The following is a 13,587-nucleotide window of genomic DNA, read 5'->3' on the forward strand; positions in this document are numbered from 1 at the left end:
AGGGTGAATGGCTATGACAAACCAATCTAGCCACAGCCTTATTGAAAAGAAACAAAGAAAACGCACCACACTCCTCTTTATCGGGAGTGTGTGCTTTCTTTTTATTGTGATGTATTTCAATTTGACTGTCGGCACAACACATATGAAATTTAAAGATATTGCAGATTATTTAATATGGCATCATGACACGAAAAATACATTTATTATACATAATATCCGTATGCCAAGAATGGCAGGCGGGCTATTGATTGGTGCAGCTTTAGCAGTTGCTGGTTTATTTATGCAGGCAATGACGCGTAACCCATTGGCATCTCCGCAAATCTTCGGTGTGAATGCCGGAGCATCATTTATTATTGTTGTGATTACAGTCATTTTTCCGGCATTGACTTCAATTTCAACATTACTTGCGTTTATCGGCGCGTTTATTGGCGGTAGTATTGTTTATATGTTGTCTGACTCAACGAAAGGCATGACACCAGTCAAATTAGCTTTAGCTGGTATGACGGTTCATTTGTTCTTTACAAGTTTGACACAAGGTATCATTTTATTAAATGAAGATTCTACAACGACAGTTTATTTCTGGTTAGTCGGTACACTCTCAACATTGAAATGGGGAGATGTATTGTCTATCACACCATGGATTATCGGTGCATTCATCGGTGCATTATTCATGGCACGTCAAATATCAGTGTTAGAACTTGGCGATGAGTTAGCAAGAGGACTAGGTCAAAATATTAAGTTAACACGATTATTGTTAGGGGTGTTGGTGGTAATTTTAGCCGGAGCATCCGTTTCAATTGCCGGACCTATCGGATTTATCGGTTTGATTGTTCCGCATATTGTAAAATATTATACTTCTCATAATTACTTTGTAATTATACCGCTGACGATGATTTTCGGTGCTGCCATTTTATTATTATCAGATGTCATCAGCCGTTTAATTGCATTTCCATTTGAGACACCGGTCGGTATTGTGACATCCTTCGTCGGTGCAGTTTACTTCTTAGGCTTAACATTGAGAGGAGTGAAACGAGTATGACAAGACATTTAGGGCGTAAATATATAATTGTGATTGCGATATTGATCGTCGTTTCTATCTTCTCATTATGTGTGGGTGCCGTATTTGTAAATCCGCTTCAAGCCCTCAAAGGCTGGATTATGCAAGATGACTTTATCGTCAATGAATATCGAGAACCAAGACTTTATGTCGGTTTATTAGTCGGCAGCAGTTTAGCAATTTCAGGTGCAGTAATTCAAGGTGTTGTACGAAATCCTTTAGCATCACCAGATGTAATCGGGATTACTAAAGGTGCGAGTTTAGCAGCTGTTTCAGTCTTGATTCTCTTCCCGAAAGCACCGATTTATGTATTGCCGGTTGCTTCGTTTATCGGAGCTTTAGTCATCAGCTTATTATTATCTTATTTAATCGCACGTAAAGAAGTACAAGGTTCAAACTTAGCGTTAATCGGTTTAGCCATCGGTGCGATTTGTATGGCAATTGTGCAATACTTACTCATTCGATTCCCATTAGAAGCCAACTTAGCTTTAGTATGGTTAACAGGAAGTTTATTCGGACGTTCCATGGACCATGTGATTTCAATCTTGCCGTGGTTTATTGTGACCGTACCGCTTATCTTATTTTTTGCGCAACGTTTAGATATTATTCATTTAGGTGATCAAGTAGCGACTGCGCTTGGTACGAGAGTTCGTTCAGTTAAAATGGTAATGTTGATACTTGCGGTTATGCTGGCAGGTTCTTCTATTGCGGTTGTCGGCGGACTGAGTTTCTTAGGATTGATTGCACCACATATTGCACGTTCGATTGTCGGTCATAAACATATTCATATCATTATGATGTCTGGATTAGTCGGTGCGATTTTAATTATAGTCAGTGATACATTAGCACGCGGCATTCATCCGCCGTTAGACATTCCAGTCGGTGTGATTATTGCGATTGTCGGTGCACCATACTTTATTTATGTTTTACGCAAAATGTAATAGGGAAATAGACAACTGTCTCTTATTAACTTGAGAGGCAGTTTTTTTATAGGGGAAGTTGGGGTATTAGAATTTGAAGGTGTTAAATTTATACAGATTTATGTATAAGTATTAAAATTCTTATTGCTTAACCATTACAATACGCTTATAATGTATTGTAATGAAAGGGAGAGACTATGGAAAAATATACAAAATCAGAAATCTTCAAGGGACGTTTGAAGTTCATTATCATGTCATTGCTCGGTATCATGTTGTTCTTAGTACCGGTGCCGGTGACACAAGACGGAAAGCAACAAACGACATTATTGGTAGCATTTTTAGCGGGTTGGTTGAAGGACGTATTAGGTTCAGCAATGCCGTATTTAATTTTAATTGTAATTACATTATCTGGTATTTTGACTTTATGCTGTTCGACTTTCTTAAAGAAGCGCTTAAAGTCTGATGGGTTATTGAATAATACGTTTAATGTGACGCCGATTTGGTTGGTTGTCAGATTATTAGCGGTAGTGTTTGCATGGATGACATTTTTACATATTGGTACAAAAGTGATTTATTCAGACGATACTGGAAATTTAATCTTTTCTAGTTTATTGCCGACGTTATTCTCAGTGTTCTTTTTTGCGGCACTCTTTTTACCGTTACTGATGGAATTCGGTTTATTAGAAATGTTAGGACCGATTTTCAGACCAGTCATGCGACCATTATTCACTTTGCCTGGCCGTTCTACAGTGGATAACCTTGCATCATTTATCGGTGATGGTACAGTTGGTGTTATCATTACGAGTAAGCAATATGATCAAGGCTTTTACTCTAGACGTGAAGCGACCGTTATTTCAACAACATTCAGTGTTGTTTCACTGACGTTTGCGATTGTAGTGGCTGAAACAGTAGGGATGCAGAATCATTTCTTCTATTTCTATTTAACAGTTATCGTTTCTTGTTTAGTTGCTGCAGTGATTATGCCGAGAATTTGGCCATTACGCAGTGTACCAGATGAATATGCGGTTGAAAACAGTGAATATGCGAAAGATGAATCTAAACCTGAAGGCATATCAGCTTTCAAACATGGATTTAATCTAGCGACTGAAAAAGGAATCAAATCACCAGGCCTTTTGCAATTCTTTAAATCAGGGTTGGTCACTGTTGCAGATATGTGGTTCGCAATTTTACCAGTTGTTATGGCAATCGGGACACTTGCGACGATTATCGCAACATATACACCTGTCTTTGAGATTATTGGGAAACCTTTTGTACCGCTGCTTGAACTCTTACACATTCCTGAAGCAGAACGAGCATCTGAAACTATGTTGATCGGATTTGCGGATATGTTCTTACCTTCAATTTTAATTGATGGTGTGAAGAGTCAGATTACCTTATTTGTTGTCGGTGCATTGAGTATTTCACAATTGATTTACTTATCAGAAGTCGGTGGGGTTATCTTAGGTTCTAAGATTCCTGTCAGTGTCTGGAAATTATTTGTGATTTTCTTATTCAGAACGATTATCGTATTACCAATTATTGCTTTAATGGCACATTTATACTTCTAAATATAAAAGCTGAGTCTTGCAGTAGAAACTGCTCGACTCAGCTTTTTTTATTATTCTAATGTACCTAAAGATGACAACACACGAGATTTTACTACGTTGTTTCCGACAACAGGAGATTCTGATGAGGCATTTGACTCAGAAGATTTAGGGCGTTGATGTGCTTGTTTGAAAGCATCGCTATTCTTCCAATTTTCAAAATCATCTTGAGATGCCCACCATGTTGAAACATGCATGAACTCAGTATCTTTTTGATCACCTTCTACTAAAGAAACTTCAACACGATGAAATCCTGGCATTTCTTTTAATTGAGGGTTGGAAGTAAAGCGACCTGCCATTTTTTCAGCAAAGCCTTTTTTCACTTCTATTTGGTTTGTGACAATATACAAGACTATCATCCTTTCAAAATTATTGTTAATCTTCTTTACCCGATTTTTTGTATGTTCATTGTGTGTAATTATCAGTATTTTGATTATAAAACATGTGGTACAATATTTAAAAAGAAAAAGAAGAATCTTAATTAATAGGGGAAAAGTGAATGAAGAAAAAAGAAGTCAGTATGGCCGAACTGTTTTTTGATTTGGTCTTTGTTTATGTACTTTCGACGATTAATATTACAGTGGAACATATTTCTACTTCATTAGTCGACTTGGAAAGTCTTGGCAAAAATTTTATGTTGTTTTTAGTATTTTTCTCAATTTGGATTTATCATACATTGCTGGTCAATCGATTCTTTGAACAGAAATGGTATCAATATGTCTTTTTATTTATAGATATGTTTCTGATTTTATATCTGTCTAAAGCGATTAATGGTAATTTCCAAGAAACATTTGTTGCGTTTGCATCAACAACTACAGTTATCTTTATCAGTATTATAATTCAGTATGTTTTAAGTTATAAATTTGTGGACCATTCTATTAATGCGCGTTTCTTAAAAGTGTATGTAACAGGTCTTGTTTTAACTGTCATGTTTTCAGTAGTCGGTTTACTTCTACCTAAAGGCATTAACTTTTGGGTATATTTTATCGGTATCGTGATTTCAGCGACATTCCCTGCATTCTTTGCGAATGCTTCTAAAGAGAATCCAGTTATTTTTAAACATTTAACTGAACGACTGAGTTTGTTTATGATTTTATTGTTTGGAGAAGGGATTGTTCAAATCGTCAATAATATGGAACTCTCTCAATTTAAAGCACTAGATGTTGTCTATTTCTTAATGGTCATTAGTTTATTTGTGATTTATACGTTCCATTACAAAGGTAGCTTGGATCAGGAGAAAGATGAAGCAACAGGCTTTTTAACGATGTTCCTGCATTTATTCATTATTTATTCTGCAAACTTTATTTTCTTGATTATGAATAAAGGCTTATCAGATCATCCTTTAAGTTTTGCGGAAGGCATCGGTTATACCGTCGCATTTTGTGTTTTCTTATTTGGTGTATTCTTTGATACGATTTTACATCGCAATATTACAAAGAAAAAAGGTCTGTATATTGGCATTATCTTAGTAACTACAGTCATTGGATTTATCATTCCAAATATTCACTTGATAACAGTAGTTCAAATCATAGGTATTATCGTACTATGCAGCATGTATTATATTGAAAATAGGGATATATTAACAGATTAAGTTAAAAGAACTTAATCAATAAAAAACCTTCCACTTCAGAATTAGAAGCGGAAGGTTTTAGTTTATACTTTTTTAATTCATTTATTTTGTGAGTTCATTATAGACTTTCTTGTCATTGAAAGTGAAGATGATGTATTCGTGATCATCAGTATCAATAATAACGCGGTTAGTTTTACCAAATGTAGAACCAATACGAGATACCTCTCTGCCATCGTCTTCTGGTACCGCATGGATATCTTGATCTTCTCTAATGTTTTTAATATCTGCTGTTGGGATTTTGATGTCTGCTACTCTCCATTGGATACGAACTTCGTCATTATTTTTCTTTACTGTCATTGCCATTATGGAACACATCCTTTAATTATTTTTGTATTGCTATCATACACTATTTGGAAACCGTTTTCAAGCAATGTGAGATACTTTTTTTATAAATGTGTCATACTAATTAAAAACCGAACATACAGTCCGAAAATATGTTCGTGTTTATTAAGAAATTGTGATAAAATAAAACAACTAGAAAGGAGTATAGAGATGACAGGGAAAACACACTTATCATGCGGGTTTCTCATAGGAACACTCGCCATCAACTATTATCATCCCGATTTATTTACTTCTATCACCACTGTAGTCTTAGCAGGGGCTGGAAGCTTATTGCCTGACATTTGTCATGCACAAAGTAAAATCGGGCGTCGTTTTAAGTTTTTAAGCTTAATTGTTCGTCTTTTGTTCGGTCATCGAACATTTACACATTCAATTTTATTTACGCTACTTGTGGCGTTGCTGTTATCTACTATACATACACCTCCTGTATATATGACAGCAATTATCGGCGGTATGATTTCTCATATCATTCTAGATATGTTGACGCCGAGAGGTGTTAAGTTATTATATCCATTTCCATTATCAGTTAAACTGCCGATGCAATTTAAAACTGGTGGAATGGTAGATTTATCACTGGCCACTGCATTTACTTTTGGCGGAACATATGTTATATTCCGCGAAGTCATCAATCAATGGTTCATGCACTGGTTTCATTTGAATATATAAAAGAATGAACGACAAGGTGTTATCGACATGATTAAAGAAGATTTTAAGAACCTCTGCTTTTTTAAAGTGGGGGTTCAAGCTTGAAAAATTGATTTGTGATATAATTCAAGAATATTGAAGGGTTTATGTTGGCCAAATACATATTTAAAGGCAGAACCCTTGGTAATCGCGGAGAAACTTAAGGAGAGGTATCATGTTAGATAAGAATAAATTAGAGAAATTCAATCAGCAACATTTGTTAGAATTGGAGAAATTAATGAGTTCCAACGAAAAAGAAAATATTGCTTCTAAATTACAATCATTAGACTTATCTGCAATTTTAGATTTGTATGAATCACTTTATGTAGAACAATCTCAAAATAAAAATGAAGAAGTATCTGAAGCGACTGAAGTTAAATATAGAGTACGCAAAGATTATTCAACAGAAGAATTAAATAACTTTTATGCTCAAGGTATCGATGCGATTAAGAAGGGTGAATTTGCGGTTGTCTTAATGGCAGGCGGCCAAGGTACACGTCTTGGTTATGATGGTCCGAAAGGTTCATTTGAAATTGAAGGTGTCAGCTTATTTGAACTACAAGCAAGACAGCTATTAAAATTAGCCGAAGAAACTGGACGCACAATTGACTGGTATATTATGACTAGCGATATCAATGATGAAGCAACGCAAGAATTCTTTGAACAACAAAACTATTTTGGCTATAACCCTGACTATATCCATTTCTTCAAACAAGATAATATTGTCGCTTTAAACGAAAAAGGCGAGATTGTCTTAACAGAAAATGCTGAAGTCATGGAAACGCCAAACGGAAATGGCGGCGTATTTAAAGCGTTAGATGCATACGGCTATCTTGATAAAATGGAAGAAGACGGTGTGAAGTTTATCTTTATGAACAATATTGATAATGTTTTAGCACGTGTATTGGATCCAGTTTTTGCAGGATTTACTGCAGAAGCTAATCGTGATATCAGCACAAAATCTATTGAACCAAAACAAGGTGAAAGTGTTGGACGTTTAGTCAATATTGACTGTAAAGATAGTGTCTTAGAATACTCAGAACTTGGTGATTCAGATGTAAATGCATTCCATAATGCGAATATCGGTATTCATGCGTTCAAACTTGCATTTATCCAATCAGCAGTCAATCGTGAATTGCCATATCATTTAGCAATCAAACAATTGAATCAATTAGATGAAGACTTTAATGTAGTGAAAGCACCTGCATTGAAATTTGAACTGTTCTATTTTGATATCTTTAAATACGCAACTAGTTTTATTACACTGCAAGTTCCTAGAGAAGAAGAGTTTTCACCTTTAAAAAATCGTGAAGGCAAAGATAGTGTAGAAACTGCAACGCAAGATTTAAAACGCTTAAATCTTATTTAACTGTAAAGGTGGAGTCATAGTTGAAACAGACTTCAAATACACGTAGTGAACGTGGTCTCAATCGTTTTAAAGATATTATTCCTTTATCATTCGGTGAAGAAATCGGTAATGCAGTCTCACATGGGGCAGCGGCTTTGATTACACTAATCGTATTGCCTTATGCGGCAGTCCATAGTTATATTCATGGCGGTACATTGGCATCAGTCAGTGTATCTATATATGTCATCAGTATCTTTTTAATGCTGATTTCATCAACGATTTATCATGTGATGCAAAATAACTCACCGCATAAATATATTATGCGTATTATCGATCACAGTATGATTTATATAGCAATATCTGGTACATATACACCAGTATCATTAGTCGTTGTCGGCGGATGGTTCGGCTGGATTATAATGGTGTTGCTATGGGGAATTACGATATGGGGCATTTTGTATAAAGCAATTGCTGAAAATGTAAATCCTAAACTCAGTTTGTTCATGTATTTAATTATGGGCTGGGTCGGTATTTTATATCTTCCGATTATTTGGAGAGAAGCCTCATGGCAATTTATGTTATTTATTTTGCTTGGAGGTATTGCTTATACGATTGGTGCATGGTTCTATGCACAAAAGAATCGTCCGTACTTTCATATGATCTGGCATATTTTTATTGTGATAGCATCGTTATGTCATTTCATCGGAATTTTATATTTTATGTAGGGGGAGAGGCTGAGGCTCTTGTTGAATAGAAGCCTTGACCTCTTTCTTATTTGAGAAAAAGAAAGAGGTGTCAAAGTGTGAAAATGGATTTGAAGTCAATCGGTGTAGTGACCGCATTGATTTTAATTATGTTTATGGCGGCTATCGAAACATCTATCATTTCTTTAGCATTGCCTACGATCAAAACAGATTTAAACGTGACGAGCTCGATTTCGCTTGTGTTCTCAATTTATTTTATTGCCTTAGTTATTGTGAATCCATTAGTCGGGGAGTTGCTTTCGCGTTTTAAACTTATACATGTAACGATTGGTGGACTGTTATTATTCAGTGTTGGTAGTTTGATGTCTGGATTAAGCAGTACATTTACTTTATTAATTATCTCTCGCTTTATCCAAGGTTTAGGGTCAGGTGTCATGATGGTGCTCAGCCAAATTGTACCGAAACTTGCCTTTGAAATTCCGTTACGATATAAAATAATGGGGATTGTCGGCAGTGTATGGGGGATTTCAAGTATTATCGGTCCTTTACTTGGTGGTGCAATCTTAGAATTTGCGACATGGCATTGGTTATTCTTTATTAATATTCCGATTGCTGTGGTTGCTGGTGTGTTGGCATTTACGACCTTTAGTTTTGATGAGGAACAAGTATCAAGTGGAGAAGCATTTGATCAAAAAGGTCTGTTCTTCTTCTATTTAGTTCTTATCTTTATATTAGGTGCGATTACAACACCATTATCAATATGGTTGAAAGGTATCATGATTGTGATTGGTATCGTATTTGCCTATAAACTTGTCAAAGTTGAGAAACAAGTATCGACACCGTTTTTACCTATTGAAGAATTTAATCGTCGCATCACTATTATTTTTATTACTGATTTTATATATGCGATGATCTTAATGGGCTATAACTTATACATGCCGATATACTTACAAGAAGAAATTGGATTATCGCCACTCCAAAGTGGATTTGTGGTTTTCCCGATTTCAGCAGCTTGGTTGTTGATTAACTTCAATTTACATCGTATTGAAGCGGGATTAACAAGAAAAGCGTTGTATCTTGTCGCATTCACTTCTTTACTATTATGTAGTGTGATTGTCTTTGTTACACATGCAGCACCGATATTATTAGCCGCAACATTGATGTTAGCAGGCGCAAGTTTCGGTATTGTTTATACGAAGGACAGTGTGATTGTGCAAGAGGAAACGTCACCGAGAGAGATGAAGCGGATGATGTCGTTTTATTCTCTTTCTAAGAACTTAGGTAATTCTATCGGTTCTACAATCATGGGCGGCATGTATGCCTTACCGTTTATTGTAGGAGGCGCAAGAATTTTAAATAACGTTGTTTTGATTATCATCTTTATTATGATGCTATTCCTATTATGGATAGTCTTTTATCGAAATCAAACGCAAAACGACTAATTGGGTATCCCGCTGAAATGCGGGATATTTTTAATTAATAACTTAAATCATATTGTGTTATTATACGGGTGTATAAAGAAAGAGCGAAAGGAGTGAGGAAAACTTGAAATTCAATATATTCAATTTAATATCTACATTAATTGTGCTATTAGTGTTTGTGATTTCCGGTGCAATTTTCCTCACACTTTTAGGCTTTGTATTATTTGGATTGAGTCGTTTGCTTATTTTTTGGCATCTAGGGTATTTCGGATATAACAAAGGTTTCTACCAAAACTTATTTTACTACGGCAGCTATATTGTATTAGGTTACTTCACAATGTTCTTAGTAGAATATCTGATGGATTATTTCAAAAAGAAATTACCGCATAGCCCATATTTTCATGGTGAAATCTTTCATTTGATTTCATACTCCGTTACAACGGTAATGTTCTATTTTGTAGTCCATATTCATTATGCATATATCAACATTGATTTTTGGGTCATTATGTTGATTATGGCGTTCTTTTACGTATGTAAGGAAGTCTTTTATCCTGATAGTGAAGACTTGAATAGAAATAAGTGACCTGCATGAGCAATTAGTTTGCTTTGCTAACTATTTTTAGTGCATTATATTATGGTAAGTTTATAAAGGAGTGTTTATATCTATGCCAGAGCAGGCTACTATTTCTAAGCAAAAAAGAAATTTGATTGTCACAGTTATGATTACGAGCGCATTCATTGCGATATTAAACCAAACGCTACTTAATACTGCACTGCCTGCTATCATGCGTAGTTTCAACATTGGAGAGAACACATCCCAATGGCTAGTAACTGGTTTTATGTTAGTTAACGGAGTCATGATTCCTTTAACTGCCTTCTTAATGGATAAAATCAAAACCAGACCGTTATATTTAGCATCAATGGGAATATTTTTAATTGGTACTATATTAGCGGCAATTGCACCAAACTTCGGTGTTTTAATGACTGCACGTGTCATCCAAGCTATGGGTGCAGGCATTATTATGCCGTTGATGCAATTCACTTTATTTACACTTTTCCCAAAAAATGAACGTGGCTTCGCAATGGGATTAGCTGGTCTCGTTATTTCCTTCGCACCAGCTATCGGACCTACAGTCTCAGGTTTGATTATTGATGTTTCAAGTTGGCGTACACCATTTATCGCAGTAGCTGTGATTGCGTTAATTGGATATATCTTCGGAGCAATCAGTATTAAAAGCTTCAATGAACCTAAAGATATTACATTAGATATGAAATCTGTGATTTATTCAACAATCGGATTCGGTGTAATGTTATTAGCATTCAGTAGTGCGGGTTCTTCAGGCTTTGACAGCTGGACGTTCTATGTACCATTTATTGCCAGCCTATTTGTCATTTGGGTGTTTGTGAAACGTCAATTAACAATCGAGAATCCAATCTTGAACTTGCGCGTCTTTAAAAACAAAACATTTACGCTATCAGCTATTTGTTCAATGATCGTAATGACATCAATGATTGGCCCAGCACTGTTGATTCCCATTTATGTACAAAATGCGATGGGCTTATCAGCTTTCTTATCAGGTATTGTGATATTACCTGGTGCAGTGGTCAATGGCGTGATGTCTATCTACACCGGTAAGTTCTACGATAAATACGGTGTTAGACCATTAGTGATTATCGGCTTTACCATGTTGACTATATTTACTGGAGTCTTAGCATTCTTAAAAGTAGATACACCATTCTGGTATCTTGTATTAATTTATGCGTTAAGAATGTTCTCAGTGTCATTACTTGCGATGCCGCTTAATACAGCGGGCGTCAATGCATTACCGAATAAAGATATTTCACACGGTACAGCAATTATGAACTTCGCTCGTATGATGGCTTCATCAATTGGTACAGCGATTATGGTTGCATTAATGACATTAGGAACAAGAACATTTGCGCCAAATCCAAATGAAGTGGCTTCTAAAGAATTATTCCATCGCGAAGCAATTGCGCGTGGTGTGGATTTATCATTTGGTGTAGTGACAGTTATTGTATTAATTGGCTTCATTATAGGTTTATTCATTAGAGATAGAATAAAAGGTGAAACTAAAAAGCAAATGAATGCACGTAAAATTTAAAACTGAATCAATCTTTAAACATAAAACCAGCAAAGCAATATATAGATTGTTTTGCTGGTTTTTGTTAGGTTTTCTAGGAAAGGGGAAGTTCTTTGGATTATTCGTTACCACTTATACATTAAGTTTGTTAAAATAATAAGAGTAAACATTAATTTATATTTGGGGTGACGTACTTTGTTAACAGTTGAACAAGTCAACGAACTAGTGGGGAATCTGAAAGATCCAATTTTAGATGTACCATTTAAAGATACAGGTGGTATTGTGAATATCACGATTAAAGAAGAGATTGAACATGTCAGTGTCAAAATTGCGATGGCAAAATTAGGTGGAAAACCTCAATTAGACTTGCAAATGGCAATTGTTGAAACATTGAAAGAAAATGGAGCAAACACAGTTGGTATTCGTTTTGAAGAATTAGATTCTGAAACGGTTGCTAAGTTTACTGGTGATGATCCAGCAGAAGACCAACCGCAAACAATCGAAGGTCTGCTTTCAAAAGGTAATCCTGTTGAATTTATTGCGATTGCATCTGGTAAAGGCGGCGTAGGTAAATCTACAGTAGCAGTTAACCTTGCTGTGGCATTAGCACGTGAAGGTAAAAAAGTCGGTTTAATCGATGCTGACATTTATGGTTTTAGTGTTCCTGATATGATGGGTATCGATAATAAACCAGGCATTGAAGGTAAATCAGTAAAACCAGTTGAACGTCATGGTGTAAAAGTAATGTCTATGGCATTCTTCGTTGAAGAGAATGCACCTGTAATTTGGCGTGGACCAATGCTAGGTAAAATGTTGACGAACTTCTTTACAGACGTAAAATGGGGAGATCTTGATTACTTACTATTAGATTTACCTCCAGGTACAGGTGATGTGGCATTGGATGTACATACAATGTTGCCATCAAGTAAAGAAATTATCGTAACAACACCTCATCCAACTGCAGCATTTGTAGCAGCACGTGCTGGAGCAATGGCAAAACATACAGAACATTCTATTTTAGGTGTTATTGAAAACATGTCTTATTTCGAAAGTAAGGAAACTGGAAATAAAGAATATATCTTTGGTAAAGATGGCGGTAAAAAACTAGCAGATGAACTTAATGCTGACTTATTAGGTCAATTACCATTAGCACAACCTACATGGGATCCTAAAGATTTTTCACCTTCTATTTATCAACCTGATGATCAACTTGGTGAAATTTATCAACAAATCGCGCAAAAAGTTATCACTAAAACAATGAAAAAATAAGAAGTCTAAATAAAACGCAGGTTTTTTCAAAAAATCTGCGTTTTTCTCTTGCGTTTTTCTGAAATCCTGTTAGAATATATTTTTGTGAGCGAGAAAAACAAGTTAAATAAACACTTAAAAAACCTGAAAAAAAGTTATTGACTTAACACTTTGAAGGTGCTAAGATAATAAAGTCGCTAAAAAACGACGAGTTATCAAGAGTGTAAAACTTACTCTTGCGGAAATGAAGAAAACATTTTAAAATTGTAAAAGTAATGTTAATTAAGTGTTGACTTCGAAAACACGAAGTGCTACAATAAGTAACGTTACTGAAAAAAATGAACATTGAAAACTGAATGACAATATGTCAACGTTAATTCCAAATTAACAAACGTCCTATGGACGTTTTAAAACAATTAGTTTTTATGAGCTAGTCAAACATCATAAATTATTATGGAGAGTTTGATCCTGGCTCAGGATGAACGCTGGCGGCGTGCCTAATACATGCAAGTCGAGCGAACAGACGA

General features: G+C 35.5%; 13 protein-coding genes and 1 rRNA gene. 12 read left to right on the plus strand and 2 right to left on the minus strand.

Annotation, left to right across the window (positions count from 1 at the left end; translation table 11 throughout):
- Window positions 1–7: 7 nt before the first annotated feature.
- The 3 genes from KRR19_RS03185 (at window position 8) to KRR19_RS03195 (ending at window position 3,545) form a co-directional block, all read left to right on the plus strand.
- Window positions 8–1,039, plus strand: a complete 1,032-nt coding sequence (locus KRR19_RS03185; protein WP_031262415.1) for a FecCD family ABC transporter permease — start codon at window positions 8–10, stop codon at window positions 1,037–1,039.
- Window positions 1,036–1,998 carry a FecCD family ABC transporter permease gene (locus KRR19_RS03190; RefSeq protein ID WP_002479512.1) on the plus strand — a complete coding sequence of 321 codons (963 nt, stop codon included), beginning with the start codon at window positions 1,036–1,038 and terminating at the stop codon, window positions 1,996–1,998. Before KRR19_RS03185 ends, KRR19_RS03190 begins: the two co-directional genes overlap by 4 nt.
- 176 nt (window positions 1,999–2,174) lie before the next feature.
- The gene (locus KRR19_RS03195; protein ID WP_105978611.1) at window positions 2,175–3,545 is read left to right on the plus strand and encodes a YjiH family protein; all 1,371 of its coding nucleotides are present in this window, start codon (window positions 2,175–2,177) and stop codon (window positions 3,543–3,545) included.
- A 50-nt stretch (window positions 3,546–3,595) separates the two neighbouring features.
- On the opposite strand, the gene KRR19_RS03200 is transcribed toward KRR19_RS03195, so the two are convergent.
- Window positions 3,596–3,931 (minus strand): heme oxygenase, encoded by a 336-nt coding sequence (locus KRR19_RS03200; RefSeq protein WP_023014946.1) that lies wholly within the window; start codon window positions 3,929–3,931, stop codon window positions 3,596–3,598.
- A gap of 149 nt (window positions 3,932–4,080) precedes the next feature.
- Here KRR19_RS03200 and KRR19_RS03205 point away from each other — a divergent pair, with 149 nt between their 5' ends.
- Window positions 4,081–5,172: a low temperature requirement protein A gene (locus tag KRR19_RS03205; RefSeq protein ID WP_060804378.1), complete on the plus strand. Its 1,092-nt coding sequence runs from the start codon at window positions 4,081–4,083 to the stop codon at window positions 5,170–5,172.
- Between the two features lie 81 nt (window positions 5,173–5,253).
- On the opposite strand, the gene KRR19_RS03210 is transcribed toward KRR19_RS03205, so the two are convergent.
- Window positions 5,254–5,514 carry a SunI/YnzG family protein gene (locus KRR19_RS03210; RefSeq protein ID WP_002479508.1) on the minus strand — a complete coding sequence of 87 codons (261 nt, stop codon included), beginning with the start codon at window positions 5,512–5,514 and terminating at the stop codon, window positions 5,254–5,256.
- A gap of 189 nt (window positions 5,515–5,703) precedes the next feature.
- Between KRR19_RS03210 and KRR19_RS03215 the strand changes: the two genes are divergently transcribed.
- From KRR19_RS03215 to KRR19_RS03250, 8 genes are all read left to right on the plus strand, one after another.
- Window positions 5,704–6,219 (plus strand): metal-dependent hydrolase, encoded by a 516-nt coding sequence (locus KRR19_RS03215; RefSeq protein WP_023014944.1) that lies wholly within the window; start codon window positions 5,704–5,706, stop codon window positions 6,217–6,219.
- Between the two features lie 193 nt (window positions 6,220–6,412).
- Window positions 6,413–7,606 (plus strand): UTP--glucose-1-phosphate uridylyltransferase, encoded by a 1,194-nt coding sequence (locus tag KRR19_RS03220; RefSeq protein WP_156666508.1) that lies wholly within the window; start codon window positions 6,413–6,415, stop codon window positions 7,604–7,606.
- 20 nt (window positions 7,607–7,626) lie between these two features.
- A complete protein-coding gene (trhA, locus tag KRR19_RS03225; protein ID WP_002479505.1) occupies window positions 7,627–8,310 on the plus strand; it encodes a PAQR family membrane homeostasis protein TrhA in 684 nt (227 codons plus the stop codon).
- Window positions 8,311–8,393: 83 nt separating this feature from the next.
- Complete coding sequence (gene sdrM, locus KRR19_RS03230) at window positions 8,394–9,731, plus strand: multidrug efflux MFS transporter SdrM (protein ID WP_156666507.1); 1,338 nt, start codon at window positions 8,394–8,396, stop codon at window positions 9,729–9,731.
- A 103-nt stretch (window positions 9,732–9,834) separates the two neighbouring features.
- Window positions 9,835–10,293 carry a SepA family multidrug efflux transporter gene (locus KRR19_RS03235; RefSeq protein WP_002479503.1) on the plus strand — a complete coding sequence of 153 codons (459 nt, stop codon included), beginning with the start codon at window positions 9,835–9,837 and terminating at the stop codon, window positions 10,291–10,293.
- Between the two features lie 82 nt (window positions 10,294–10,375).
- A complete protein-coding gene (locus KRR19_RS03240) occupies window positions 10,376–11,833 on the plus strand; it encodes an MDR family MFS transporter (protein WP_002479502.1) in 1,458 nt (485 codons plus the stop codon).
- Between the two features lie 174 nt (window positions 11,834–12,007).
- Entirely contained in the window at window positions 12,008–13,081 is a 1,074-nt protein-coding gene (locus KRR19_RS03245) for an Mrp/NBP35 family ATP-binding protein (RefSeq protein ID WP_002479500.1), read from the plus strand.
- Window positions 13,082–13,510: 429 nt separating this feature from the next.
- A 16S ribosomal RNA gene (locus KRR19_RS03250) occupies window positions 13,511–13,587 on the plus strand; the annotation flags it as partial.

It is taken from the genome of Staphylococcus sp. CWZ226, assembly GCF_018986355.1.
Lineage (GTDB): Bacteria > Bacillota > Bacilli > Staphylococcales > Staphylococcaceae > Staphylococcus > Staphylococcus simulans.